The sequence below is a fragment of the Providencia sp. UF-224 genome, from assembly GCF_058245955.1.
This window is the reverse complement of record NZ_JBSICC010000004.1, coordinates 183,045-208,938: the sequence shown is the minus strand read 5'-3', so window position 1 is coordinate 208,938 and position 25,894 is coordinate 183,045. Positions and strand designations below refer to the sequence as shown.

The following is a 25,894-nucleotide window of genomic DNA, read 5'->3' as shown; positions in this document are numbered from 1 at the left end:
TATGTACCCAATCATGAAGTGGGCACTTGTGCCCCTATTACTCTTATTACTCTTGATTGTCGGGTCATTGACGGCGCTGTTGTTTCAACTCACGCCGTCACTACTTTCGCAATTAATTGCAGAGCCTGAGTTCCATTTCGCGATTTTAATGTCCCTTGCTACGTCCTTGACGTCATTATTTTTCGCATTCTTAATTGCCATTCCAGCGGCTTGGGTGATGGCACGCAGCGAATTTTTCGGCAAACGTGCCGTTGACGCATTATTTGACTTGCCCCTCGTCACCCCACCTTTAGTCATTGGGATTGGCTTATTGCTACTTTTGGGTAGCCAAGGGCCTTTTTCCGTGATTTTCCCAGAACTCAGCCGTTGGTTATTTTCCCCACTCGGCGTGATCATTGCACAAACTTATGTGGCAAGTGCGGTGCTGTATCGTTCTGCACAAGGGGCTTTTGCCTCCATTGACCCTGCTTTTGTCAGAACCGGGTTAAATTTGGGGCTATCTCCTGCGAAAACATTAATTTTGGTTGAGATCCCGCTTTGTTGGCAAGGACTAATGAGTGGCGGCATATTGGCCTACTCACGGGCTTTGGGGGAATTCGGAGCTACCTTAATGTTGGCTGGCGCCACTCGCTTTAAAACAGAAACGTTGCCCATGGCAATTTATTTGAATATTGCCAGCGGGGATTTTTCACTCGCACTTGGGTGTGCTCTGATTTTAATGGCATTAGCGGTTGTGTTGTTGCTCGCGCTTCACCGTTTAAAAAGGCGGAAAACCCATGCTAAACCTTGAGAATATTCACGCAGGGATTTTAAAAGACGTGACGCTGTCACTTAAAGAGGGATGTTGTACCGCGATTTGTGGCCCCTCTGGTAGCGGGAAAACCACGCTGCTCAATTGCATTGCAGGCTATCAACGTTATCAAGGCGATATTTATTACCAAGGTAATTTATTGAATAAATTGCCCATCTGGCAGCGCCCTTGCCGTTATCTCAACCAACGTTTGTATTTATTTCCGTGGTTGAACGTGATGAACAACCTCCGTTTAGCCCAGTATGCGGCTAAAATACCCAGAGATAAGCAACGCATTATCGCTTTGTTAGATAAGATGAATATTGCGCACTTGGCCAAACGTTACCCCCATGAAATCTCGGGAGGTGAACAACAACGTGTTGCACTTGCTCGCGCAATGATTTCATCGCCATCTTTGCTCTTATTGGATGAACCGTTTTCCAGCTTAGATTGGCAAACAAGGGAGCAACTTTGGTCGCAAGTGAATCAATTAAAACAAGATGGCGTCACTATTTTATTAGTTACTCATGAACCGAAAGAAGCGGCTGCATTGGCGGAATACCACGTTGCCATAGAAAATGGCAATATACTCTAGAGTTAGTAAAAAGAGGCTTAGACCTCTTTTTTGTCTTTCTCGATTAGATAAAAACCACACCAACTAAATACAGCATTCCCATCACAAAACACACGGACGAGCTGACATACCAAAATAAATCACTGTTTCCTACAAAACGTGCTTTTATCAATGGAAATAAAGCGGCTCGAAGTAAAAATACGGTCGCAATAGCGAACAAAATAGGCTGGTGAAACGGTAAAATTGGCTGCCCTAGCGCTGTTGTCAACGCATAAGCAGAGCATATAAGCAGGATAGTTCCGACAACAATGGCTGTAACATGCGGATACCAATGGCCTTTTTGCGCTTTTTCTACGATAGAGTTCCCTGCACCTAAAAAACGGTACCCTTTTGCACCGAGAAACAAGCACGCAAAATGCAGTAATGCAGCGATAAATGTACAGAATGAACCGAGATACAATGCGATATTGCTCATGTTAAGCCCTTGTTTGTCTGAATATAGCAACAGCGGGGATTACCCCCCGCTGCGCTATACACATTCATTTATAAGGCTAGTTTATCGAATCAGGTGCAGGTTTATCCACATTTATCTCATAAAGTTGTAGCGCACGGTTAACTTCTGAACGAGCAATCGTGCCTTCATCCGCTAATAATTTCAGTGCAGCCACCACAATAAAATGACGGTTGACTTCGAAGAATTCGCGTAATGCCTCACGAGTATCTGAACGCCCAAATCCGTCCGTACCTAATGAGATGAATTTTCTATCTGATACATAGGGTTTAATTTGGTCACCTACGATTTTCATATAGTCTGTCGCAACCACCAATGGCCCTTTGTATGGCTCTATCATTTGCTGCACATACGGTTTTTTAGGCTCATCTTCCGGGTGCAACATATTCCAACGCTCTACTTTCATCGCTTCGCGCCGTAATTCGTTTAAGCTGGTTGCACTCCAAACGTCGCTATTCACTCCAAAATCATTTGCTAAAAGCTCCGCCGCCGCAAGGGTTTCACGCATAATCGAACCACTGGACATCAACTGAACACGCGGGGAATTTTCAGGTGCATTATCGTAGGATTTAAATAAATAAGCGCCTTTTAGAATACCATCCTCGACCCCTTCTGGCATGGCGGGTTGCGGGTAGCCCTCATTGAGTAGCGTGATGTAATAGTAAATATCTTCATTATCAACGAACATGCGTTGCATACCATTTTGAATAATTACAGCTAACTCATAAGCATACGCTGGGTCATAAGAGACACAACTTGGGATCACGGAAGATAAAACATGGCTGTGACCATCGTCATGCTGTAAGCCTTCACCCATTAAGGTGGTTCGTCCAGACGTTGCCCCCAGCAAAAAGCCTTTGGTGCGCGCATCGGCCGCAGCCCAAGCTAGGTCGCCTACGCGCTGCAAACCAAACATGGAATAGAAAATATAGAAAGGGATCGTTGGCACATCATGGTTGCTGTATGCCGTACCCGCAGCTATCCATGTAGAAATGGCTCCAGATTCGTTGATCCCTTCTTGCAGAATTTGCCCATCTTTTGCCTCTTTATAGTAGCTTAATTGCCCTGCATCTTGTGGGGTATAAAGCTGGCCTAAATAGGAGTGAATGCCTATTTGACGGAATAGCCCTTCCATTCCAAAGGTTCTTGATTCATCAGGTACAATTGGCACCACCAGCTTGCCAACTTCGGCATCTTTAAGTAACACATTCAAAATGTTCACAAATGCCATCGTGGTGGACATATTACGCTCCCCACTGCCTTTGAATAAATTAGCAAAATTGGCTAATGGCGGAATAACCACAGGGCTTGTTTGGCCAAAACGTGCTGGAATATAGCCTCCCAGCACTTGACGCGTGCTCTTAATATACAGGGCTTCTGGGCTATCAACTTCAGGTTTGAGATACGGAATTTCGTCTAATTGCTCATCTGCCACAGGCAAATTGAGTTTGTCACGGAAGGCGCGAACCGCATCTTGGCTCATCTTTTTCAATTGGTGATTAATGTTTTGCCCTTCACCCGCCTCTCCCATCCCGAAACCTTTTACTGTTTTGGCTAAAATAACAGATGGCTTACCTTTGGTATTTACCGCTTGATGATAGGCAGCGTAAACTTTTTCTGGGTCGTGTCCCCCACGGTGTAAATTCCAAATGTCGTCATCACTCATATCCGCCACTAAAGCAAGCAGCTCAGGGTATTTACCAAAGAAATGTTCACGCACATACGCACCGCTTTGCGATTTAAACGTTTGGTAATCACCATCTACACACTCCATCATTCGCTGCATCAATAAGCCAGAAGTGTCTTTTTCCAGTAATTTATCCCAAGCACTTCCCCAAATAACCTTAATGACGTTCCAACCAGCTGCTTTAAATACAGACTCAAGCTCTTGAATAATTTTGCTATTGCCACGTACTGGGCCATCGAGTCTTTGTAGATTACAGTTTACGACAAACACTAAGTTATCAAGTTTTTCTCGCCCACCTAAGGAAATTGCCGCTAGTGATTCAGGCTGATCCATTTCCCCATCACCAAGGAATGCCCAAACTTTACGGCCTTGATGAGGTTTGAGGTTACGATACTCAAGGTAACGCATATAACGCGCTTGATACGCCGCAGTTAATGGCCCAAGCCCCATCGATACTGTCGGGTACTGCCAAAAATCAGGCATTAAGCGCGGGTGAGGATAAGATGATAAGCCACGGCGGACAGATTCACGGCGGAAATTATCGAGCTGTTCTTCGTCAATTCGCCCCTCTAAATAGGCACGGCCATAAATTCCCGGTGCAGAGTGCCCTTGGATATACACCATGTCCCCAGCAAAATCATCCGTCCTCCCTCTAAAAAAGTGTGTAAAACCAATATCGTATAGTACTGCCGCGGATTGGTAGGTTGCAATATGTCCCCCCACATTAGAGTGTTTCCCCGCGCGGAGCACCATCGCCATCGCATTCCAACGAATATACGCGTTTAAGCGCCCTTCCGTTGCCAAATTACCCGGGTATTCAGGTTGGTTATGGACAGGAATACTATTGATATACGGTGTGGTCACAATGCTTTGAAAATCACCGTATTTTCGTTGATCCGCTTGCGCCATTTTGTTAAGTAAAAAATGTGCGCGCTCACGGCCATCAATTTCGGTAACGCCTTCATAGGACTCAAGCCATTCCGCGGTTTCCTGAGGATCGACATCTTTTTCTATTGTTGTGTGGTTCATACTTTCTCCCAAATCTACTTTCCCGTCAGGGCAGGTTTACGTCTCAAACCGGATTATTGACCTTGAATTGCAATTGCTATAGTTGCGATTACTATCATACCTAACGGTATAGTTGCATATACAATAATGGTAAAAAAGACTTTATCCTTTTATAATTGCAATTGCAACTAACTCCCTTTAATCAAGAAAGGCCATATGAAAACTAAACAAGCGGATTTGTGGTTTTCCTTTGTCCGCGCACATCGGATCATCATCAGAAAAATCGAAGCTAAACTTTCCGAAGCAAAATTGCCTATTTATGCGTGGTATGATGTTTTATGGGGCTTGGAAAGCGGCGAAAACGGAACGCGGCGAATGCATGAATTAGCGGATGTCGTGGTGATTGAACGCTATAACTTAACACGTTTAATTGACCGCTTAGAAAAGGAAGACCTCGTCATTCGCTCTCGTTCAGACGATGACAGACGAGCATCTTTTGCCACAATCACAGAAAAAGGCAAACTGCTGCGCAAGCAAATGTGGGAAATCTACCGAGAAGTGGTTAAAACACATTTTCTCAGTCAATTTAGCGAAACTGAAATCAATGATTTTGCCAATGCCCTTGATAACGCCGCATTAAGTGCAAAAGATTAACGTAAATATCGCGGTACCACTCACGATACCGCGACAATCTAATGAGTTAGCTTTTCAATTGCCTCTTCATAAACAGCAACAGAAAGCTGGTTTGCCTCATAAAGTTGCTTCAATGCACACAAGGCAATCCAATTTACTGATGGGTAAATAATGCCATTTTTATCAATAGAATCAGAACCTAACGCCATAAACTCTTGAGGTATGAATGGTTTTATTTGCTTAGCGATATGGTGAGAGTAATCCGTTACCGCAATGACAGGCACCTTGGTATTCCCTAAACAGTGTTTAAGGTGGGAAGAAGCGTATTGCTGCTTTGCATCAAACGCGAGTCGCGTATAACTTGGGCAACTCCATACTTCAGACTCAACGCCCCATTCTGTTTGCAATAATTGGGCTGCTTGCTTAACCCTTTCGAGTGATTTTCCTGCCCCACACAATTGAATATCAATTTTTGGTGCACTACGTGATAACCGGTACATACCTTTAAAAGCTGCTATGGCTGCGTCTTCAGATAAAGGCTCAGTTGTTTGATTAACACTGTGTAATGCCATATACACCAATGACTTATCACCATATATATACAAATGTGTTAATGCTTGTTGGGCGATAGCTGCGGCTTCTTGCGCATTCGCGATATCATAAGCTAGCCAATTTTCCATCGACGTAAGCTTTAATGGAAACCACGGATAAACCCCTTTTGGTAAATAGCTTTCACTGGTATCGATGCAGTTGAGGAAAATTCCTTTATGGTTTGTTTCTGTCTCTAGTGCGCCTAACTGCTCAATTAAGGGAGTATTCACAAAGTAAAACAAGGGTTTCTCATAGGTTTCTTGGCTATTAAACCAAATTGGCCACGCTGTTTCTTGTTGGCCCGTAACGCCATTTTGATTAATAACCCAAATCGAAGCGTTATTATGTTTAATCGCTTTATGAAGCAAACTTGCCGGAGAGCTTGGCAGATTAGCGCTGTCATGAGCGACCTGATGAATCTGTTGTAAGCACAAATTAGCGGCGGCTTGCGTTTGTGCTGTTGCAGCTGGCATTTTCATTGATTGGATAAACATTATCGCTCACTCTTATTGTTGCAATTGCAATTATTGTAATTGCAATAATAAGGCGAAGTCAAATAACGTCTAATGCCCTTATTTTTTAATCACTAGCTCAGTAACGCCTTGGTAGATAAGCCTTGTCGCCAATGTCCCCAAAATCAACCCGACCACTTTCCCCACCACTTTGTGGATGCGCGAATAGCTCCGTCTGACCGATGAAAGAGAAAATGTTTGGCAGAGAATGATTCGCCATATCAATGAAGCCAAGACGATCCCAAGCCAAATCACTAGTTTTGCCCATAATGGCGTTGAGGGGGAAATGGTTGTTGAGAAAATACTCATAAAGAACAGCACAGTTTGCGGGTTCGAAAGATCGGAAATTAAACCTCGGCGAAAATACACACCTTTTGGGAAATGTTCCGTAATATTTTCCGTGGATAAATTGAGTTGGGTTTTATTTTTAAAAACGCTAATCGCGTAATACAGTAAATATAATCCGCCTAGTACTTTAATTAACGAAAACAACGCACCGAACTCTGACATTAAGGTCACAAGCCCAAATAACCCAAGGCCAGAATAAATGGCATTACCTAAAACGACACCATAACCACAGGTCAGCCCCGCCTTTTTCCCTGAACTAAGCGTGGTTTGAACAACAATAAATAAATTGGCGCCAGGGTTAAAAAACGTCAGTACAAATAAAAATAGAGTGATAATAATGCTGTGTAACGGATCCATAATTTTGTCTTCGAAAATTTAGGGTTTTCCATTATAGGCACGAAATTATTATCAACTCTATTTCAAAATGCAGATTTACTGCACAAAATCAGGGTGATTATTCGACAAATCGTATTATTGGCTTAACACTTTTTTTCGTTGTAATAACCATTTATCTAATTCATTTGCAAATTGCTGGCGATCCCGTTGGTTTAAACTTGCAGGGCCCCCAGTTTGCACACCACTCGCCCGCATCGTATCCATGAAATCACGAATATTCAGACGCTCACGAATAGTTGCATCACTGTAACGCTCGCCACGAGGGTTCAGTGCGGACGCGCCCTTTTCCATCACTTCTGCGGCAAGAGGAATATCTGCGGTGATCACTAAATCCCCTTTTTGCGCACGAAGAACAATTTCATTATCTGCGACATCAAAGCCCGCGGGAACTTGTAAGGTTTTTAAAAAACGAGATGGTGGAACCGACAAGCGTTGGTTGGCAACAAATGTAATTTGCACATTTTCTCTGTCAGCTGCGCGATATAAAACTTCTTTGATAACTTTAGGACACGCATCCGCATCAACCCATATTTCCATTATTTTATCCAAAACTTAGCGGTATATTATGGGGATATCATAACACGATCACAGCAAGAAAAAGTACCGATGTGATTTTAGCGGGGGTTAATTAAACATTATATCGGCCAAGCTTATTACTGATAATATTAGCAATTAATCTGAAATAAACTTGGCAATAATTGGTAAACTAAAGCACCATAACCATTTCATGCCATGTCATTCCACCGTGATCTGACTCAGAGGGTTTGACATATTGGTAACCAAAATGTTTATACAAATCAACGTGGCGTTCTTTGCACATTAGATGAATAGTTTCTTTGTTATTTTTTTGCATTAACGCAATGAATTCTTTCATCAATAACGATGAATAGCCTTTTCCTTGGTGATTTGGGTGGATCACAACCGACATAATCACCACATTTGGCGCTTGTGCGTCATGGCCGATGAGCTCTTTGAATTCTTCATCGGACATTACCACATCCCACGCGCAGCCGGCATTAATGAAGCCGACAACTTCACCCGCCACCTCCATACATAAAAAACCTTGTGGGTACTGCGCTATTCGCGTTGCGATTTTTTCTTTAGTCGCTGCCTCATCCCCTTCATACGATTCAATTTCAATCGTGAAGCACGCCTCGACATCACCCTGTGTTGCTTGCCTAAATATTGGCTTATGCATTTTTTAACCTCTTGTTTTTACTTATTTTATTGAAATATTCATATTGTTAAAATCTATTCTCGCACGTTTCTACCATCTTTTGCTGCGCATTCAGTTGTAAATAACTTAATGCGGTAGATAACAGAACAAACACACCTCCAATGATCGCCACAAGAAAAGCAGCATACAACCCATAAGTATCAACCATTTTTCCCGTCATCATAGCACCAATAGCCACACCTATATTTAACCCAGCTAATAGCCAAGTCATTCCTTCCGTTAATCGATTTGGTGGAACAATATTTTCCACCAATGACATTGCAATAATCATGGTCGGTGCAAAGAATAAGCCTGAAATAAACACCACAACCGCGAGGGAATAAACGCCGCTTACCCACCACATTGGCACGATAGATAAAAATGTCATTATCCCGCTGATAAATAATAAGCGGTGTAATGGTGTTTTTAAATTGAGTGCCCCGAAAACCAAGCCCATCGCACAAGAGCCTATCGCATAAGCGGATAAAACTAAGCTTGCCGCAGCGGGTTGTTGCTGTAATTGTGCGAGCGTGACACTTAAAATATCCACAGAACCCACAATAACCCCCAATGCAATCATCAATGCGATAAGCAATTGTAAGCTTGCCATCGACAAAATCGATTTTTGCTTCGGCGTTGAACTTTCTTGTGCAAATACAAGGGGTTCCGTACCGCGTTGTTGCACAAGAAGCATCACGCCCACCAGTAACAAAACAGCGGCAACCAATAAGCCTGCTTGCGGAAATAAGGCAACTGTCAACCCAACTGATAACGGAGGCCCTGCAATAAACGTCGCGTCATCAAACACAGTTTCCAGTGAATAAGCCGTTTGTAGAATGGGCTTCCCTTTATACAATGCCGTCCACCGTGCCCTTATCATGGCCGACATGCTCGGCATCGCGCCGGCTAAAAACGCACCAATAAATAACCCAGCATCAGGTAACGCCAGCCACGTTGTCGCAACGAGCAACACAACACCCAATAAACTGATAAGCGTGACCACGGGTAATACTCGATACTGACCCAATTTATCGACCAATCGGGAAATTTGTGGTGACAGCAATGCGTAGGTAAGCACAAACGTGGCTGAAACTAACCCCGCTAACGTATAACTCCCCCTTAATTGCGCCAGCATAGTAATAATACCAATGCCCATCATCGGTAACGCTAAACGGGCTAATAACCCAGCAATGACAAATTGTTGGCTGCCTTTGGCTTTAAAGAGTTCTTGATAGCGACTTAGCATGTAAGCTCCCGGTAATAAATTCTTTATACATACACTATGTATGTATAATAATGATATAATCATACACAGTGAATGTAAATAATTATACTCAGTGTTTGTAAGAGGTTTTATGGCAAGAAGAACACAAGCTCAAATGGAAGAAACGCGCGAACTTTTATTAACTACAGCACGGGAACATTTTAGCCGTTTGGGCTTTGCAGCCACTTCCATGGATGAAATCGCGGCAAGTGTTGATTTAACGCGCGGTGCTCTTTATCACCATTTTGGTGATAAAAAAGGCTTATTCACTGCTGTAGTTGAACAGATTGATAGCGAAATGAATGGGCGGTTACAAAAAATCTCTGCCAATTCCACTGACCTGTGGAATAACTTCCGGCTACGCTGCCACGCTTATTTAGAGATGGCATTAGAACCTGACTATCAGCAGATTATTTTACGGGATGCCAAATCTGTTGTGGCTGAAGATCTCGCAAAATCAAATCTTAAATGCACCGAACAAGTCGATATCCTGCTACAGGAATTAATGAACCAGCAAATCATTAGCAATGTTAATACTCGCGCCCTTGCCTTTTTAATCAATGGTGGGCTTGCTGAATCCGCCTATTGGATCTCTCAGGCTAATAGCCAAGAACGCTTACAACAAAGTATTTTTGCGATAGATAAAATTCTTAATGGACTACTGGAAAACTAATCGCTATTGACCATGAGCGGCTTATCTTTCACATAAAGCCGCCATCCAAGTATCAATACAATTAGTAAAAATACAGGTACCGTTAGTGTTAACTCTAAATAAACGAACCGGTTGAAATTAAAACCATTTATTTTCGGCGTTAGCCAATAAGCGAAAGGCAACGTCGATACGAATGCAAGCCCACCAAGAATAATCAATCTCTTTAGCTTTTTATTATTTTTATTTTTAATTTCAATTGGTTGAAAACGATGAAATTGAAAGTATTTATAGCAAAGATAGGCGAAGCCCCCCGCAGACCCAAGGTGTTGTAATAGTTTATAAAACGCAATTTCTTGGCTATCAGACATCGCAAATAGCTTCATTTGTAAAAATGAAATTTCCCGCACAAATGCCCCGGACTCATGCGTAAAACCGTCCCAAACAATATGGGTTAACGCCCCGATATACAGCGAAATAAAGATAATTAACGTATGTCGAATAGTAAGTTTATTCATGGTATGAACAGCCAAAGGGCTCATTCTATTCAATGCGGGTGCCATTTTTTGCGTTAACCAATAAACCAATATGCATAATGGAAGCCCAGTATAGAACCATCCAATATATTCATGCGCCACTGATGCCGCACGGTACCACGTCAATGAATAAAATAAATCTGGGCTCAAGCTGCCTAAAATAAGTGCTGGCAAGCTTAACCAACGGAAATATTTGGCCTGTTTAATGGGAAAAACCACCGCGGGGTGGGAAAACGTCCAAGGCATACTTACGACCAGATCAATTGAGTAGACACTAGGATCATGCCGTTTTATTTGTGAAAACGATATACGAGAAATCGGAAAGATTTGCCCACACATTCATGCGGGCAATATATCTAAAACAAACTAGATTAATGAATTGAAAGTTTGTTTCAGTTTTTCAATATCTTGTGAGCTTGTAGACCAAGATGTACAAAAACGTAAGCAGGTTGTATCTGCCGTTGGCTGGCAAACTTTACTGACGACATAATGAGCCAAGACTTTGTCACTGAGTGAATTAGGTAAAATCACAAATACTTGGTTTGATTCCACCGGTGCTAAAAAGCCGAACCCTTTTTCGCTAAAGAAATCGGCAAGTTCACTTGCGGCATCGTTGATTTTCTGACCTAACTTGAAATAAAGGTCGTCATTAAAGAGAGCTTCAAACTGCGCAGCTAATAACCAGCCTTTAGCTTGTAACCCGCCTTTTTGCTTAATGCTATAACGAAAATCGGATTTTATCGCGGGGTTTAAAATCACTAAAATTTCCCCAGTCAATGCCCCAATTTTTGTTCCACCGATGTAGAAAACATCCGTGAGTTGTGCGATATCTTCAATGGTTAAATCACTGGCGGAGGACATCAAACCCGATGCGAGACGTGCGCCATCCATAAATAGGAACAAACCGTTTTCGTCGCAAATTTTACGCAGAGCGACTAATTCTGCTTTGCGATACACCGTACCAATTTCAGTGGAGTTACTGATATAAACCACTTTTGGTTGAACTGAATGCTCATCGGGATGTTCAGACAATACTTTTTGAATATGCGCCGGAGTCAGTTTCCCTGAGGCAGATTCTACTGTGATAACTTTATGCCCAGATGCTTCAATCGCCCCTGTTTCGTGAACATCAATATGGCCACCAACAACGGAGATCACCGCTTGGTGTGGACGTAAAATATGGGAAATCGTCGTTAAATTGGTGATCGTTCCGCCGTTAAAGAAATGGATATCCGCATTAGGCTGACCAATACGGTGTTTAACTTGCTCAGCGACTTGCTTGCACAGACCGTCTGTACCATAACCTGTAAAACGTTTCCCAGCTAAGTTGTTCAATGCTTCCATCACGTTAGGATGCGCAATTTCGTTATAATCATTTGTAAAGCCGTACATTAATTCACCCACTAATACCCTGTTATGTAAATAATTAGCTAATAGTTATAGAGACAACTAATTTATTATTCAACGATCTTTTTTATCGTTCACTGATACATTTTTATAGGTACACAAAAATAACAGCTACCAACGAAATTTGTAAACAAAACCAACGCTTATAAACCGTTACTTTTGTGAACGGCGAAATGTGAGATTAAAGCGGTATGGCCCCAGCAATGGGTGCTCACCCGCCTTTATGGTTCGAACACCATGGTAATTTAAACGGGATTTTCCACCCCAAACCAGCACATCACCATGTTCCAGTGCCAGCGCAATTTTAGGCGCTTCACGTGTCATCCCGCCAAAATCAAATATGCAGGGTAATCCTAATGAAAACGAAACAATCGGCTGTGAAAAATCCGCTTCGTCTTTATCTTGGTGAAGTGACAGTTTAGTCCCCACAGCATATCGGTTAATCAAACAGGCATCTGGTTCAAACCCCAAAAAACCCGCTCTTTCTGCCGCTTCTTGGGCTAATTGGCGAAATATTATTGGCATAGGCTGCCAAGGTTGATTAGTGACAGGGTCACTATTAGCATAACGGTACCCTGTTTTGTCAGTCACCCAGCCCCAATCACCGCAATTGCTCATCGCAACTGACATGCGGTACCCTCCCGGAGTTTCCATATTTCTCAATGGCGATAGCGAAGTAATGTCATTTAATGATTGTAATAACGCCTGACTATTGCCCAGCAAAAAGCCTTTTAGCAAGAAAGCATCTGGCGCTATCTCAATGGTGTTTTCATCATCAGAAAATAACATATTCGACTATCTCATTAATTTAACGGTGATAACTGAGCATAATACGCCATTAAACGCCACTTCTCCGTGCTTTGCGTGCTTCTGCGCGTTGACTCACCCAAACACTGCCTAAGATCACTATCATACCAATAAATTGCAAGGTGCTGAGCTGCTGATTAAGGTAAAACCACCCTAAGACCACCGCACTGACAGGGCTAAGAAAACCTAATGATGCTACTGAGCTCGGCCCTAATAATGCCAGCCCACGGAACCATAATGCGTAGGTTAATGCCCCACCAATTAAGGTTAAATAGCTGAGCCCGATAATATTCACGGATGTTAACGTCGGCAATGCAGGCTCAAAAATGAAGGCAAATGGGAGTAAAATCAAACCGCCCGCAGTTAATTGCCACGATGTAAAAGTTAATGCGCTAACGGGGGGTTGCCAACGGCGGCTCATAACCGTGCCCGCGGCCATTGAAAATGCCCCTGCCAAGCCAGCTATTACGCCAACCCAATCTAGCGCAGCTGTAGGTGTTAACAGCAAAATCGCCACACCAACAATTCCGCTAAGCGAAGCGATTACTGAAATACTGGACAATCGGTTATTCAATAACCAACGACTTAAAAACAGTACAATTAATGGCTGTACCGCGCCCACCGTTGCGGCAACACCACCGGGAAGACGGTAAGCTGCAATAAACAATAACCACCAAAACAGTGAAAAGTTCAACGCCCCTAAAATAGCCACTCGCAACCACCAAATCCCTGAGGGTAACTGGCGTAAAAGCAGTACCAGCAATAATCCGGCAGGCAGTGCACGTAAAACAGCCAATGTTAATGGAAGGCCCGAGGGCAGCATTTCAGTCGTCACCAAGTAGGTGCTTCCCCACACAATGGGGGCTAATGCAGTGAAACATAAAACAACATAGCGATTCATAGTTTGACTCTCAATTTTTATCTTGAGGTCAAGATAGTTTTTATTTACCTTGACGTCAAGATAAATAAAGCCCATTATTTGCCTATGGATAGAATCGATAAAATCACTCAACAATGGGAGCGTGAGCGCCCAGATCTCGATATTAGCCCAATGGGGTTAATTGGTCGGTTAGGCAATATTGCCTATCATCTCACCCGTGAAATGGAAAAAGTCTTCGCTGAATTTGGCCTTAATCGGTCAAGTTTTGATGTGCTGGCCACTTTGCGGCGCTCAGGTAAACCTTACACCCTGAGCCCAGGGGATATGCTTGCGACGCTAATGGTAACCTCGGGAACCATGACAAACCGCATTGATCAACTGGAAAAAGCGGGGTTAGTTTCCCGACACACCAACCCAGATGATGGCCGAGGTTTTTTAGTTTCACTGACTAATGAAGGGCTAACATTAATTAACCAAGTCATTGAGGCCCATACAAAAAACCAAGCACGGCTAGTCGCCAAGTTGACGTTGGAAGAGCAACAGGCGCTCAACCAACTATTACGGACATTTCTTGGGACGTTTGAATCTTAAGTACTATTATGTAAATTGAAACGGTAACGGTATTTGCAAGCGCTCAAATTTATCGCATAGGTACACTAATCGTAATACGTTTTCTGGAGTGATCTCCCCTGAAGCCGTTAACGCTTTAACCTGATTGGCTAACCATAATGCCCCTAAATCTTCCAGAACTCGTATTACATAGCCAATTTCTGCATGTTGAGATGAAGAAAGCTGCTGCCTTCCCGTGCAGGCTTGGGTTTCCAGTACAGATAAAATTGGACGAACTAACTGACTTGCAAGTGTGATTTCCGGTACGAATGTATTGCGCTTTTGTTGTTTTTTCTCCATGTATTCCATGATTTTATTGAAAAAACCTGAACGCTGTTTCTTACGGGGAATGGATTCAAAATCAAGGTAAAACAGCTCAATACCTTGTTCTTTCTTCAACCACACCGTTTTGGGCACCAGCTGAATACCTTGTGTAGTCTGATTGACCAGAGCACTCACCGCGGCAATAGGCCATTTTTCCTTAGTGATAAAACGTAATTCTTCAATTTTATGATTTTCATTCCCTTCCCAGTTTAACCGCAAAAACGCCCTATTTTTTTCGCTATCGGCTACCGCCCACAAAATGCACTGTTCTGCTTCGTCCCAATACAACTGTTCGTAATCAGCAATATGCAAAATAACCGGTTGATAAACATTTTCGTTAGATAAACTCGAAAGGAACTCACTAGCCTCTTGCCAATGCGTAAAGCCCAATTCCCTTTGAAGCGCTTGGTAGTCATCATCCGCTAACAGTTTTTGGCTATTTTTTACAGCAAAACTGTCGCCACTGGCCGATAATTTACCTTCATCCGAAAGCCGTGGATCATGCAATTTAAACGGCGTTCGCATCAAATTATCAGCCGTTTGCTTCCAAATGGATAACGTTTGCCAAACGTTTTGTCGACCAAACATCGGGTCAAGTCGGTTTGCGCGCCCTTGCGTACATTGAATAATTTTTTTCTCTTGGTTATCCCAAAAACTAAATGTTGCGCCAATTGCACCACTTTGCGTTTGCCACCAATTCGCATCAATCGGTGTTAAATCAAGCACTGACGCTTGGTCGGTATATTGCCGACGCTGTAAACCTTTAAGCACGGCAAGTTGTGCTTCATCTGCCGTTGAAAGTTGCTGTAGATAGGCAGCAATTTCGGCGATTAGCCGCAAAACTTGCCCTTCATCCATGGTAAAGTGCTTATCAGCAAGCAATTTCACTTGTTGACTGAGCCTTTTCAAATAATTAGCTAACCGAGGTAAACCTTCCGCTTTCGCCGACATATTCAACAGATGCAATTGCGTGGCGCTACTTTGGCTAATGTGCGACAAACCTTGGCGCAACAAATCTTGGATAAATTGCCCGATAGTGGCGATAACGGTTTTGTCATCATCAGTTAATGACAGTGCAGTATCAGGTGCAGGGGTTAAATCATCAGGCCATTGCCAAACCGCACCATTTTGTATCAACAGTTTAGCAATCACTGCAAGGTGAACGGCTTTTTTCTGTTTTTCAGGTACCGAGGAAATCATCCCCTGAAAACCACTACCTTTCAGGTAAATGATTGGCTCATCATATTCAGTTAATGTCACTCTTAACTGGTTGCATTGATCATCAAAAGTCAGCTCACGCCCTTGCCACTCATCTAACAAGCGGATAGCTAAGCGGCAATCGGGTTTAGAAGCGAGTTTAATTAGTGACATCGGTTCTAATGTGAGCAATTCAGGCAGTAGTGGCTCAGGTTCACTAATCGCTATATCGCTATCAATGCCTGAAATACTTTCACTCGCCACATTATTCTGAACCCAAAGTACAGCGGCTAAAATATGCTTACAACAACCTGATGCGCTGCAATTACAGGTTGCTTTTTGCACACCTTGCTCATCTAACTGTACGGTTTGTCCATCACTATCAAATTGCCCCACCGCAAGATCTATAGGGCTAACTTTTTGATTTTCTATATCTTTACGTGCCCGGCGCAATAACCCGACATTGGCAAACACAGTTAATGCATCATCGTCGTATTGGTAGTAAATTGCTTGCCAACTCATTGCATCACCTCCGCCAGCCACTGTGCAAAATGCTCTGGTGTTAAGGCCGCGACATGCATGCCCCTATCGGCCAATTTTTGGGCAATTTCAGGATCATAAACAGGTAATGCATCATCGTCTAATGCGGCTAAGCCTAAAAGCTTCACTTGCTGACTGTGCAGGCGCTGTGTGCAGTTAAGCAGATGATTTAACGCACCGCCTTCCTCAAAGTCACTGATCAAGCTGATCACTGTTCGTTTAGGGTTGCGAATTAAGCTCTCGCAATACTGCATCGCTTTCGCAATATCGGTTCCACCACCTAATTGCACCGTCATTAAAACCTCAACAGGGTCATGAGCTAAATGGCTTAAATCAACCACTTGTGTATCAAAAACCACTAATGAAACCCGAACCGTTGGCAATGCCGCTAGAATACTGGCGCAGACCGCTGCATACATAATTGAACTTGCCATCGAGCCACTCTGGTCAACACACAAAATGACATCCCACGGTAAATGCTGCTGCTGGCGTGAGTTGAAATACGGTGTTTTAATGACTAACCGTTGATGTTGCACATCATAGTTTTTCAAATTTGCTGCAATGGTTGCCCGCCAATCGAAATTACGGCTATTGGGTATTAATGAACGTCGAAAACGGTTTTTGCGCCCTGTTAGTGCTTGGCGGAACTGGTTACGCATTTGGCTGAGGATATCATCCACTACTTTGCGAATAATATTTTTCACCGCATCACGCGTATCTTCGTTCATTTTTCCCCGTAAGCTCATTAACGTTTTTGCTAATGCCTTTGTGGGCTCCATGGCATTCAATGCGTCAGGGTTTTTAAGCAAACTACTTATTTCATAGCGCTCAAGCGCCTGTGATTGCATGCGCTCAAACGTACTGTTCGGAAACAATTTTCGTGCTTGGTTTAACCAATTAACCGCGGTAAGTTGCGAGGCATCCAACGAACCATGACGGCCGCTTTCTTGCCGTAAACCACGCCGTTGATATTCACGGCGATACAAAAAATCCAGTGAACGTTCAATTTTTAACTCTTGCGCACTGAAGGCGGCTTGCCCCAGTGCGTTATCGGCATATTGGCCTAATACCAAGCGCCAACGTTTAGCGAGTTGTAGCTGTTCTGGCGTCAATGGCGTCTCTTTTTTACTCATGGTTATTTCGCCTCCGACGGGTGGGTGAACCAGCTTTGTAGCCCAAGCTCAGTAAGTTGGTTTTGTAGCCGTTGCTCTAATTGCAACGCCTGCAGCATTTGATTCTCATTAAACTCAGTTTGGTGCAGCGTTAAATCTTGGGCTTCTATTGATAAGTTTTGCGCGACATGCTGTGCCATTTGCGCATTTTGCTTTGGTGTCAATTGGCTAAATGCAAAACGTAAATCAGGCAATACTTGAATAAACCGACTTTCATCCCATTCACTAAGCAAATCATTCAACAGTTCGATTAAAAGAGGAATACGTAAAACTAACTCAGGGGCTGCTCGCATTACACCAATAAAATAGCCAATAGCAATTTCCGGATCACTTCCCGTACTAAATGCCTTTTGGATCTCATTAACTAAGGTATTTTCATCGGTTTTGGCGCCTAAATAACGCAGCGCATCCACGGCCCCTTTTAATAAAGGAACATGGTTTAGTTTGCCTTCACAACGCGCCAACTGGTGATAAAAATCGTTTGAGTAATCATGAGCCTTATTAATTTCAGGCATAAAGGTGATTAATTCACGACATGAAAGCAGCGCATTAAAATGCATTTCTTGTTGCTGTTCATCCCCCTGCGTAATTTGTTCAAAGCAATAAAAAACTTGTTGCAATAAGGTATCCAGACGGACTTCAATCGCAAAGTTTTCTTCTATATCAAAGAATTGTCGACCACGCCATAGATGCACTAACTTATGGCCACAAGCAACTAACGATTCGAATTTAGCATCTTGTTGAATATAGTTGTCGAGTAATGAAAATAAAGCAGGAATACGCTGGTGTAAGCCAATAAGCGCAGCTTGCATTAGCAATGTCACTGCACTTTGGCTTGAACGGCTGACGCCTTGTTGCTCAAGGTTTTTTTCCATTTCAAATAAACGGTTTAATGCGATCCCTTTAAGCTGGGTGCCTTTTTCAGATAACGCGATCAGCTCACCTTCCACATTTGGCGTCCACGCATATTGCCACTCTTCAAATAGCACATCCATTTGGTTTCCTGACATAAAATTGGGGCCAGAAAGGTGTTTAGCAAAATGAATATCTAAAAAAGCCAATAAATGTAGAAAGCGACTGCGTACACGATGCTGCTTATTGCGGTAAACATCTAACCGACTGATTTTGCTTAATGTATCATCGAGTTTAAAGCGGAACGCTTTTGCCATCTCATAGGTCTGTGCCACCAACGGCGGCGTTGTTGTGCCTTTGGGGATTTGGCCTAGGCGAAAACCTGAAAAACAGGTTTTAATTTCATGCCAAAGTTCATCTTGGCTCTCATCCAAGCTGCCTTTGATAAATGCACTTTGTAGTCCATCCAGTAAATCATAGCGCCCTGTCCCTGCATGCCCACGGAAAGCCGCTAAGCGAATACTTTGTTCCGCAGCCAGTTTTACCGATAAAAAGCCCGGGGCCGCATCAAATTGCTTTTCGCGCAAAATAGTCGCAACTTTTGACAGGTACGCAACACCCAATTCATTTCGATATGCTTGAGTCGGGCGCACGTGGCCATTTTCATGGTCTTGGCGTTGCTGCAATAGCGTTTCCCATACCTTTTGGTAAAACGCGGGGGATGGCATACCTGATGCATAACCGTTTAATGCATCCAGCTTATCGTCACTGTAGCGGATCAGCCATGCGTTATCGTCTTCAGCCGTTTTTTGTTGTTTTATAAACTGTTTTTGCTCTGTCGCGGTTAATGCAAATTTTGCCGATATGCGTTCAGACAAGCCTTCAATTAACGCTAGAGTATGGAAGCCGCCTGTCACGACAACAATTTTGGCGTTAGGTTGTTGTGCTTTAATGGTTTGAATATGCGCCTGCATATGGGCTTCACGCTGTGTTGAGCCTTCAGATTCAAGGACTTCAGGCTCATAATCTAATCGTGCTAACCCGCACCAGATAAAACTGTCTTTAAAAAACGTTGACCAATCAGTGAGCTGCTCTAGCGTACGTAATTCAAATAGTTGCTCCCAAAGCTCATCATGGTCACGGCAACCACTCTTTTTGGCTAATTGCGCAATAAACAAGCTGTGTGCTAAATAACGCTCTTTTTGCAAGCTTTGGCTTTGCCCAACATCCGCCTCATCAATATTAACCTGCGTAGACCATGGCAAATCAATAAATTGTAATTGTGCTTTATGCAATGAACCTTGCTTAATTGCTTGCCACTCTGGGGAATATTCACAAAAAGGAAAATAAGCTGATCGCGTGACAGTGTCACCTTCACCCTTCAATGACTCTGCTTTAACTTCCGTTTGCGCCATAATGGCGACAGGAGGCAGCGTGTCTTGATGCAGCAGCCCTGCAATTAATCCATTAAAACTATCAGGCCCTTCAATCAGTACATAATCAGGCTTAATTTCTTCGATTAACGAAAGTGTACTGTAGGCGCAAGCCGGACTATGGTGGCGCACCGGCGCAAAATAAATATTTTCTGATTCAAGCTGTTGCCAGCTAGTCAATGCTTTTTCAAGCCGCTCTGGTAAAGGTATGGAAGGCAAACTCACCGTGATATTCCCTGATTGATAAAAATGGGCGAAGCCAAAGGCCTCGCCATTGCACTACACGTCATTGAGTCTATTGCCAGAACTGACGAGAAGCTTCAAAAAACGCTTTCCATTCTGGACTTTGTTTGGCTCTTTCTCGTGCGACATTATCAATGTAATAGCGCATCCGCTTGATATCATCCGCATTATCTTTGAGTACAACACCAATTAACTGACGAGCTACCGCCCCAGCGCTTAACGTACCATCGCCTAAATAGTGGGCTTCTAATGCACATGCATAAGCGATATTCACCGCTTCTGCGGTCGACATCACTGCATCGGGAGTTTTGATATTACCGCCGTCCTTGGTGTTACCCGAGCGTAACTCTTGGAATGTCGTGACTAATAATTCAATCACATTTGCGGGGATCGTTACCAAACCATTCAGCTCACCTAATTCGTTAGTTAGCTGTTTATTAATTAGCTCAATTTCAAAGGCAGGGTCTTGGATCGGCCTAACGGTTTCAAAGTTAAAACGGCGTTTTAATGCCGACGACATTTCATGAACGCCACGGTCGCGTAAGTTGGCGGTGCCGATTAAGTTAAAACCTTGCTTGGCGCTGATCCGCGCATTGTCTTTCATTTCGGGGATCATCATCTGTTTTTCAGACATCAAGCTAACCAACACATCCTGTATTTCTGGTGGGCAGCGGGTGATCTCTTCAAAACGTACAATTTTCCCTTCCATCATGCCTTGGTAAAGTGGCGAGCTAACTAACGCTTTTTCCGTTGGCCCTTCTGCCAATAACAACGCATAGTTCCATGAGTATTTAATATGGTCTTCAGTTGTTCCCGCAGTTCCCTGAATGGTTAAGCCCGAATCCCCACTAATCGCAGCGGCTAATAATTCAGATAGCATTGATTTTGCTGTTCCGGGTTCACCGACTAACATCAGCCCCTGTTTACCTAACAGGGTCACTATTGCACGGTCAACTAAGGCGTCGTCCCCAAAAAACTTCGGTGTAATGCCTAGTGCTTCATCACCTAAAATAAACTGGCGAACCGCACGTGGTGAACGTAACCAGCCTTGTGGTTTCGGGTTATGGCTATCGGCTTGCGTGAGTTTTACCAGTTCATCGGCAAAGCGAATTTCTGCGCTTTCGCGCAGAACATGTCCTTTTATTGTGTCTTTGTTACTCATCGAGTTATCCTATTAAACCCTAATTACCAAGGTGTTTTCTTTTCCCACTCAGGGTCAAATCCTGCACACGCGTCAGCCACTTTTAAGTAATCCGCATAGCTTTCCGCTAATAAAATTGGCGGGATATCTTTCAGCTCTATATAACTGCGGTTCCATGAGCTTTGTTGCCCACTTTCGAAGCTTAAGGAGTACAAGACCGCGGGAATATTTTCTTCCGGTACATAGCTGCCGCTGAACTCAATGTAAACGTAGAAACCTAGGCTAGCATAGTGTTTGGAGTAATGCATAAAGCTACCACCATCCTCAGCTTGGCCACGCTGATAACCCATTTTGGTGAGTACTCCACGTAACGTATAGGTATCCGTTAGCCAACCTTTGCGGTCTTCAATTTCAGTGAGTGCAAGGTCTAACTCAGGGATTTTATGCTCCATTTGCGAGAACAAAAATTTCACTTTGTAATCTTTAAAATGGGCTATCCAGCCTTTTCTTTCTTCTTCAGAAACCAACGCAGCATGGGCCAATTTAATTGATGACCCTGCGCTTAGCTCGATTTCATCATCTTCAAGGTTCAGCAAACTGCCATCATCAGAAGGACGGAATATATTGATAACCTTATCATTATCAACTTCCATCCAGACCAGTCTTTCAATCAAGCCGCGCATAATTGGGTGAGCTTGAATATATTCTTGCCAGTCTTGAGTCGTCCACAAACGCTCTGCACACATCGCTTCATATAAACGTGCAGTTTGTAGATCAATCACTTGCTTAAGCTCTTTCTTACTGGAACTCAGTAGTTTTTTCGATTCTTTAATCAGCTCTTCATTATCCGTTTTACGTGCAGCGGGTAATGCTTTGATTTCTTTGCCTTCAGGGTTAAATAACACCAGTTTTTGCTGAGCATCCAGCTTAGCGGTAAAGGTACGCTCGCCATACTCAAGGGCGAGAATCCCCGTTTCATCCATACCTGCCGTCGGAATTGTTCGGTCAGCAAGTTCATCGGCGCTCCAGCCATTACGTTCAGCAATTTGAGCCACTAAACCACGGGCTTTTTCTTGCACGGATGCGGTACGGTAACGGCGTGATAGCGAGAGTAACAACTGAATAATTAACGGATCATTGCTAGTTGCGACTGCATCAATCATGGCTTCAATTTGCGCACGTCGCTGATAATGATCACGCATATAATTACGTAACGCAGTAACTGCAATATGCCCTTCAATGCCACAAATGAGCGCTAGCATGCCTTTATCCGTAATCGCTGACCCTAAATAACGGCGAAGCACTTCATTTTTAATATCATTGATGCACTGCTCAAGGGTGTAGTTTTCATACTGACTGTAATATTCCGGCCAACGCTTAACCCAATCTTGGTAGTTGGTTAAACGCTGTGGCGCATCACGTTCTGCTTCTGCCATCGCCATTTCGAGTGATGGCCCCGCAGTATCTTGGGCAATAAAGCTATTTAGAATAAAGCTGCCAAGCTTGCGCTGGCTATCCACAGACAACAAACTGATATAACGCTGTAATAGGCCGTTCCCTGCAGGCATTTTTAATTTCACCGCTAAAATAACCCACCAGCGAATAATATCCCCATCCACCGGTTTATTATTTTGCCAAGTCAGTGCTGGTAATGTGTCTAAATTAAACCAAGACATACTCGCTGGAGCTTTAGCTTTAAGCCCTTTTTGTGCTTCCGCTAATAGGACTTTTGGCGATAAATAACTGGAAATATCTTCGCCGAATTGCTCTAACGCCGTTAATAATGCAGCGCGCACAATTTCACGTTTCTCTTTTTTCAATAACGCATACAGCGGTTTTAAAGAGTCAGGGTGTTTTAGACGCGCTAGCCACTCAATCGCCGTTACACGAATTTCTTGCTTACCTGAATCTAACCCTTCTGCGGCATTAATATGAATATTCGGCAATGTTTCGAGTAATTTCTGTGCGCTTAGGCGATGGGTTTTATTTTCCCCTAACGCTAATTCCATAATACGTGGAATAAAGCGTGCAGGAATGGTTGGTAACATCGCTAATACTTCAATACCACTTGAAGCATCATATTCTTGGTAATAACGCTGTTTGGCTTGCTGAGGGATCAAGCCTAACGCTTCGGCGATAAAATCAGGATATTGCGTAAAGAATGGCCATACTTGCTCTGGCTGATTAAACAGTTTTAAACCGTCATTGTATGAACGCAAGCAGAAATCGGCGATTAAGCGGTTCGCTTGCTGGTAATGGCAATGGGTTAAAACTTGTTCTAATTGGCGTAATTCAATTTGGCCAATAATACGCGGTGGCACTTCACGGGTCAGATAATAGTGGGAAAAATGATCCATTCCTGTACGGTTATGGCTTATCAGACGTAATGCATGAAATAACGTAAACTCTGGAAGATTATTAATGCGCTCTTTGAATTTCACCACGTTGTATTCGTGATCGGTGATAACCTCTTTACCTGAATTCAGCTTATCAATAATTTTTGCGCAGGTTTTCGCATCCAGCTTTTGGAATTCTTTATAATGGCGCTGTGCCCAATTGTATGTGTGCTTTTGCTTTTTATTTTCTTCAATTTCATTTTCTGCATTTTCTTTCGCTTTTTGCAGCATTTCATTGAAGTTACTGATTAAAATATCTTTTGCACTTTCTGGAAGCGGAGTATCTTCTAACTCAACAAGCGCTGGTAGTGCTGTTTCTTCAATTTCGCTCGCCGTATCCATCACTGAAAAACGTGAAATGGCGCTTTCGATACTTTTTAATACCGTTTTGTTTGTTTCCGTTTGCAACGCGGCTTCGAGAACGTCCCTATCTTTACCAATTCGCGCAAATAAATCTGCAGCTTGCGTACGTTGCTTTGGTGTCCCTTCAGTCAGTACTTTGGTTAAATAGATTTTGACTGACTCATCCGGCAGAATAGACAGTGTAGGCTCTGCTGCACTGCGTACCGTTTTTAATGAGCTGGTTGCAAACGTCACTAAGCAATCGGCAAAAATAGAATATAACACCTCATCTTTTTTAAGGGCATTAATGAGCTGCACCTGCCCAGCGGCAGACAAATTACCAATCAATGTTTGCTTAATAAAATCTTGCTGCGCAATTAAATATTCTTTAAAACCGGGGAGAACAAATAAGCGGTTTAAATTTTCATAGTGATAGTCAGATAAATGTTGCCTATCAAAAATAATATATAAAACTGAATTAGCTGGCTTATCGGTTTCTTTACCAATAATCTCAGCTAGCAATTCCATATTCCAATGCTTACGGTGCTCTAATTTTTCATCACGAGAATTATCGAAAGTTTTGGAAAATGCATCGCCAACTAAATAACTGACCCACGATGGTAATTCAGAGGTCAGCACTTTAATATTAATATCTTGACATGCAGCAGCTAAGACTTTGGCAAAACGCGCAATTTGTTCTGCACTCACCCCATCACCGACTTTGGCGTAAAGTTTATGGCGAGCATTAATCCCTTGGCGGATCACTTTATTATATTGGCCCGTATTAAAATTATTACCGCCCCACCACCAATCCACAGTGCCTGGTTTGTCTAATAAAATAACCGCTTTTTCGGTGTCTAATTGGCTTAACTTGACCAAAACTTCTGGCGATGTTCCTTCCAGTACATAGTCAACCACCATTTTGGGTAAAGAACCATCCAAGACGGATAATGGTAAAACGGCTTCTTGAACATATTGTTCAGCCACTTTGCTGCTTTTTTTCCCAAAAATAGAAAGTATATCAAACGTAAACTTCGCCATGTCATATCCCTAAAAGTTTTTATATAACAACTTCTTACCATTTTATTTTTATCGTCACAATTTGATTATTCTTAATCACTTTTATTTAAGATAACTCCCTTTGATTGGGAGCGATTTTTAATTTTATTCATTTTGATTTTTACATTTTTTTTCACTGAAAAATTCGCTTTTACTGAATAAAAGAATGGCGAATTGCAAAGCAAAAATATTTATGAGTAACACCCACGCTAACAATCCACAAAAACATTCACTGTAAATTGTTCTGTTTTTTCTCCCATATTATTACTAAAAGATTGATGTTTTTTTCTTCAAAAACAGATTGACTATACACATAGTATAATATTAGACTAAAAATCCAATCTGTGAGTTTATCATGTTCGAGGTTGCTATGAGCCAATCAATTCAATATATCAATGCCCCTACGCTGATCCAGCCACGAGGCCACTATTCCCATTGTGTTAGTGCTAATGGGTTTGTGTTTATTTCGGGGCAATTACCCGTTGATGCTTCTGGGCAAGCAATCACTGATGCCCCCTTTAAGGTTCAAGCGGAATTAGTGTTAAACAACCTTGATGCTTGTTTGTCAGCCGCCAATCTGACAAAAGCAAGCTTAGTTCAAGTGCGGGTTTATATAGCAGATATGAATGATTGGCAGGAATTTAATCAAATTTATGCAGCATGGATAGGTGATTTTCGCCCTGCTCGTGCTGTTGCAGGTGTTTCAGAGCTCCATTTTAATGCAGCACTCGAAATTGAAGCGACTGCGGTTTTAGGCTAACTCAAAAAATTTTCAAG

Annotated in this window: 22 protein-coding genes; 6 read left to right on the top strand and 16 right to left on the bottom strand. The window is 42.8% G+C overall.

Annotation, left to right across the window (positions count from 1 at the left end; translation table 11 throughout):
- Window position 1: 1 nt before the first annotated feature.
- Together AC4IFO_RS06295 and AC4IFO_RS06290 are read left to right on the top strand one after the other, a co-directional pair.
- Window positions 2-790, top strand: a complete 789-nt coding sequence (locus AC4IFO_RS06295) for an ABC transporter permease (protein ID WP_490732762.1) — start codon at window positions 2-4, stop codon at window positions 788-790.
- Entirely contained in the window at window positions 777-1,385 is a 609-nt protein-coding gene (locus AC4IFO_RS06290) for an ATP-binding cassette domain-containing protein (protein ID WP_490732760.1), read from the top strand. The genes AC4IFO_RS06295 and AC4IFO_RS06290 overlap by 14 nt, the downstream gene beginning before the upstream one ends.
- 43 nt (window positions 1,386-1,428) lie before the next feature.
- Here AC4IFO_RS06290 and AC4IFO_RS06285 read toward each other — a convergent pair whose 3' ends face one another.
- Window positions 1,429-1,839, bottom strand: a complete 411-nt coding sequence (locus tag AC4IFO_RS06285; protein ID WP_490732758.1) for a hypothetical protein — start codon at window positions 1,837-1,839, stop codon at window positions 1,429-1,431.
- Window positions 1,840-1,915: 76 nt separating this feature from the next.
- The gene (aceE, locus tag AC4IFO_RS06280) at window positions 1,916-4,591 is read right to left on the bottom strand and encodes a pyruvate dehydrogenase (acetyl-transferring), homodimeric type (protein WP_490732756.1); all 2,676 of its coding nucleotides are present in this window, start codon (window positions 4,589-4,591) and stop codon (window positions 1,916-1,918) included.
- Between the two features lie 195 nt (window positions 4,592-4,786).
- Here aceE and AC4IFO_RS06275 point away from each other — a divergent pair, with 195 nt between their 5' ends.
- Window positions 4,787-5,224, top strand: a complete 438-nt coding sequence (locus tag AC4IFO_RS06275; RefSeq protein WP_490732754.1) for a MarR family winged helix-turn-helix transcriptional regulator — start codon at window positions 4,787-4,789, stop codon at window positions 5,222-5,224.
- Window positions 5,225-5,262: 38 nt separating this feature from the next.
- Here the strand turns inward: AC4IFO_RS06275 and AC4IFO_RS06270 are convergent, their stop codons facing one another.
- The 5 genes from AC4IFO_RS06270 to AC4IFO_RS06250 form a co-directional block, all read right to left on the bottom strand.
- Complete coding sequence (locus tag AC4IFO_RS06270; RefSeq protein ID WP_490732752.1) at window positions 5,263-6,288, bottom strand: transketolase-like TK C-terminal-containing protein; 1,026 nt, start codon at window positions 6,286-6,288, stop codon at window positions 5,263-5,265.
- Window positions 6,289-6,366: 78 nt separating this feature from the next.
- Window positions 6,367-7,011 carry a LysE family transporter gene (locus AC4IFO_RS06265; protein WP_490732750.1) on the bottom strand — a complete coding sequence of 215 codons (645 nt, stop codon included), beginning with the start codon at window positions 7,009-7,011 and terminating at the stop codon, window positions 6,367-6,369.
- 114 nt (window positions 7,012-7,125) lie between these two features.
- On the bottom strand, window positions 7,126-7,587 hold the full coding sequence (locus AC4IFO_RS06260; RefSeq protein ID WP_353241682.1) for a YaiI/YqxD family protein: 462 nt from the start codon (window positions 7,585-7,587) through the stop codon (window positions 7,126-7,128).
- A gap of 169 nt (window positions 7,588-7,756) precedes the next feature.
- On the bottom strand, window positions 7,757-8,248 hold the full coding sequence (locus AC4IFO_RS06255) for a GNAT family N-acetyltransferase (RefSeq protein ID WP_490732748.1): 492 nt from the start codon (window positions 8,246-8,248) through the stop codon (window positions 7,757-7,759).
- A 46-nt stretch (window positions 8,249-8,294) separates the two neighbouring features.
- A complete protein-coding gene (locus tag AC4IFO_RS06250; RefSeq protein ID WP_490732746.1) occupies window positions 8,295-9,512 on the bottom strand; it encodes an MFS transporter in 1,218 nt (405 codons plus the stop codon).
- A 109-nt stretch (window positions 9,513-9,621) separates the two neighbouring features.
- On the opposite strand from AC4IFO_RS06250, the gene AC4IFO_RS06245 reads away from it, so the two are divergent.
- Window positions 9,622-10,203, top strand: a complete 582-nt coding sequence (locus AC4IFO_RS06245) for a TetR/AcrR family transcriptional regulator (RefSeq protein ID WP_490732744.1) — start codon at window positions 9,622-9,624, stop codon at window positions 10,201-10,203.
- Here AC4IFO_RS06245 and AC4IFO_RS06240 read toward each other — a convergent pair.
- The 4 genes from AC4IFO_RS06240 to AC4IFO_RS06225 form a co-directional block, all read right to left on the bottom strand.
- Window positions 10,200-10,961, bottom strand: a complete 762-nt coding sequence (locus tag AC4IFO_RS06240) for a DUF4184 family protein (protein ID WP_490732742.1) — start codon at window positions 10,959-10,961, stop codon at window positions 10,200-10,202. The genes AC4IFO_RS06245 and AC4IFO_RS06240 overlap by 4 nt on opposite strands.
- Window positions 10,962-11,081: 120 nt before the next feature.
- Window positions 11,082-12,107, bottom strand: coding sequence for a threonine aldolase family protein (locus tag AC4IFO_RS06235; RefSeq protein ID WP_490732740.1), 1,026 nt, complete (start codon window positions 12,105-12,107; stop codon window positions 11,082-11,084).
- Between the two features lie 168 nt (window positions 12,108-12,275).
- Entirely contained in the window at window positions 12,276-12,911 is a 636-nt protein-coding gene (alkB, locus tag AC4IFO_RS06230) for a DNA oxidative demethylase AlkB (protein ID WP_490732738.1), read from the bottom strand.
- Window positions 12,912-12,960: 49 nt separating this feature from the next.
- Window positions 12,961-13,830 carry an EamA family transporter gene (locus AC4IFO_RS06225; protein WP_490732736.1) on the bottom strand — a complete coding sequence of 290 codons (870 nt, stop codon included), beginning with the start codon at window positions 13,828-13,830 and terminating at the stop codon, window positions 12,961-12,963.
- Window positions 13,831-13,914: 84 nt separating this feature from the next.
- On the opposite strand from AC4IFO_RS06225, the gene AC4IFO_RS06220 reads away from it, so the two are divergent.
- Window positions 13,915-14,400, top strand: coding sequence for a MarR family winged helix-turn-helix transcriptional regulator (locus AC4IFO_RS06220; protein ID WP_490732734.1), 486 nt, complete (start codon window positions 13,915-13,917; stop codon window positions 14,398-14,400).
- Window positions 14,401-14,406: 6 nt separating this feature from the next.
- On the opposite strand, the gene AC4IFO_RS06215 is transcribed toward AC4IFO_RS06220, so the two are convergent.
- The 5 genes from AC4IFO_RS06215 to AC4IFO_RS06195 all read right to left on the bottom strand — a co-directional run bounded on the left by AC4IFO_RS06215 (window position 14,407) and on the right by AC4IFO_RS06195 (window position 25,099).
- A complete protein-coding gene (locus AC4IFO_RS06215; protein ID WP_490732732.1) occupies window positions 14,407-16,461 on the bottom strand; it encodes an SWIM zinc finger family protein in 2,055 nt (684 codons plus the stop codon).
- Entirely contained in the window at window positions 16,458-17,612 is a 1,155-nt protein-coding gene (locus AC4IFO_RS06210) for a VWA domain-containing protein (protein ID WP_273838886.1), read from the bottom strand. Before AC4IFO_RS06210 ends, AC4IFO_RS06215 begins: the two co-directional genes overlap by 4 nt.
- Window positions 17,613-17,614: 2 nt before the next feature.
- A complete protein-coding gene (locus AC4IFO_RS06205; protein WP_490732730.1) occupies window positions 17,615-20,161 on the bottom strand; it encodes a DUF5682 family protein in 2,547 nt (848 codons plus the stop codon).
- Window positions 20,162-20,231: 70 nt separating this feature from the next.
- Window positions 20,232-21,341, bottom strand: a complete 1,110-nt coding sequence (locus tag AC4IFO_RS06200; protein WP_490732728.1) for an ATP-binding protein — start codon at window positions 21,339-21,341, stop codon at window positions 20,232-20,234.
- Between the two features lie 23 nt (window positions 21,342-21,364).
- Window positions 21,365-25,099 carry a DUF4132 domain-containing protein gene (locus tag AC4IFO_RS06195; protein ID WP_490732726.1) on the bottom strand — a complete coding sequence of 1,245 codons (3,735 nt, stop codon included), beginning with the start codon at window positions 25,097-25,099 and terminating at the stop codon, window positions 21,365-21,367.
- 388 nt (window positions 25,100-25,487) lie between these two features.
- Here AC4IFO_RS06195 and AC4IFO_RS06190 point away from each other — a divergent pair, with 388 nt between their 5' ends.
- A complete protein-coding gene (locus tag AC4IFO_RS06190; RefSeq protein ID WP_490732724.1) occupies window positions 25,488-25,877 on the top strand; it encodes a RidA family protein in 390 nt (129 codons plus the stop codon).
- The last annotated feature ends 17 nt before the right edge of the window (window positions 25,878-25,894 follow it).

Bases quoted from the DNA above. Each gene is read 5' to 3' on its own strand.
- AC4IFO_RS06295 (WP_490732762.1), top strand. From the start codon at position 2: ATGTACCCAATCATGAAGTGGGCACTTGTGCCCCTATTACTCTTATTA.
- AC4IFO_RS06290 (WP_490732760.1), top strand. From the start codon at position 777: ATGCTAAACCTTGAGAATATTCACGCAGGGATTTTAAAAGACGTGACG.
- AC4IFO_RS06285 (WP_490732758.1), bottom strand. From the start codon at position 1,839: ATGAGCAATATCGCATTGTATCTCGGTTCATTCTGTACATTTATCGCT.
- aceE (WP_490732756.1), bottom strand. From the start codon at position 4,591: ATGAACCACACAACAATAGAAAAAGATGTCGATCCTCAGGAAACCGCG.
- AC4IFO_RS06275 (WP_490732754.1), top strand. From the start codon at position 4,787: ATGAAAACTAAACAAGCGGATTTGTGGTTTTCCTTTGTCCGCGCACAT.
- AC4IFO_RS06270 (WP_490732752.1), bottom strand. From the start codon at position 6,288: ATGTTTATCCAATCAATGAAAATGCCAGCTGCAACAGCACAAACGCAA.
- AC4IFO_RS06265 (WP_490732750.1), bottom strand. From the start codon at position 7,011: ATGGATCCGTTACACAGCATTATTATCACTCTATTTTTATTTGTACTG.
- AC4IFO_RS06260 (WP_353241682.1), bottom strand. From the start codon at position 7,587: ATGGAAATATGGGTTGATGCGGATGCGTGTCCTAAAGTTATCAAAGAA.
- AC4IFO_RS06255 (WP_490732748.1), bottom strand. From the start codon at position 8,248: ATGCATAAGCCAATATTTAGGCAAGCAACACAGGGTGATGTCGAGGCG.
- AC4IFO_RS06250 (WP_490732746.1), bottom strand. From the start codon at position 9,512: ATGCTAAGTCGCTATCAAGAACTCTTTAAAGCCAAAGGCAGCCAACAA.
- AC4IFO_RS06245 (WP_490732744.1), top strand. From the start codon at position 9,622: ATGGCAAGAAGAACACAAGCTCAAATGGAAGAAACGCGCGAACTTTTA.
- AC4IFO_RS06240 (WP_490732742.1), bottom strand. From the start codon at position 10,961: ATGCCTTGGACGTTTTCCCACCCCGCGGTGGTTTTTCCCATTAAACAG.
- AC4IFO_RS06235 (WP_490732740.1), bottom strand. From the start codon at position 12,107: ATGTACGGCTTTACAAATGATTATAACGAAATTGCGCATCCTAACGTG.
- alkB (WP_490732738.1), bottom strand. From the start codon at position 12,911: ATGTTATTTTCTGATGATGAAAACACCATTGAGATAGCGCCAGATGCT.
- AC4IFO_RS06225 (WP_490732736.1), bottom strand. From the start codon at position 13,830: ATGAATCGCTATGTTGTTTTATGTTTCACTGCATTAGCCCCCATTGTG.
- AC4IFO_RS06220 (WP_490732734.1), top strand. From the start codon at position 13,915: ATGGATAGAATCGATAAAATCACTCAACAATGGGAGCGTGAGCGCCCA.
- AC4IFO_RS06215 (WP_490732732.1), bottom strand. From the start codon at position 16,461: ATGAGTTGGCAAGCAATTTACTACCAATACGACGATGATGCATTAACT.
- AC4IFO_RS06210 (WP_273838886.1), bottom strand. From the start codon at position 17,612: ATGAGTAAAAAAGAGACGCCATTGACGCCAGAACAGCTACAACTCGCT.
- AC4IFO_RS06200 (WP_490732728.1), bottom strand. From the start codon at position 21,341: ATGAGTAACAAAGACACAATAAAAGGACATGTTCTGCGCGAAAGCGCA.
- AC4IFO_RS06195 (WP_490732726.1), bottom strand. From the start codon at position 25,099: ATGGCGAAGTTTACGTTTGATATACTTTCTATTTTTGGGAAAAAAAGC.
- AC4IFO_RS06190 (WP_490732724.1), top strand. From the start codon at position 25,488: ATGAGCCAATCAATTCAATATATCAATGCCCCTACGCTGATCCAGCCA.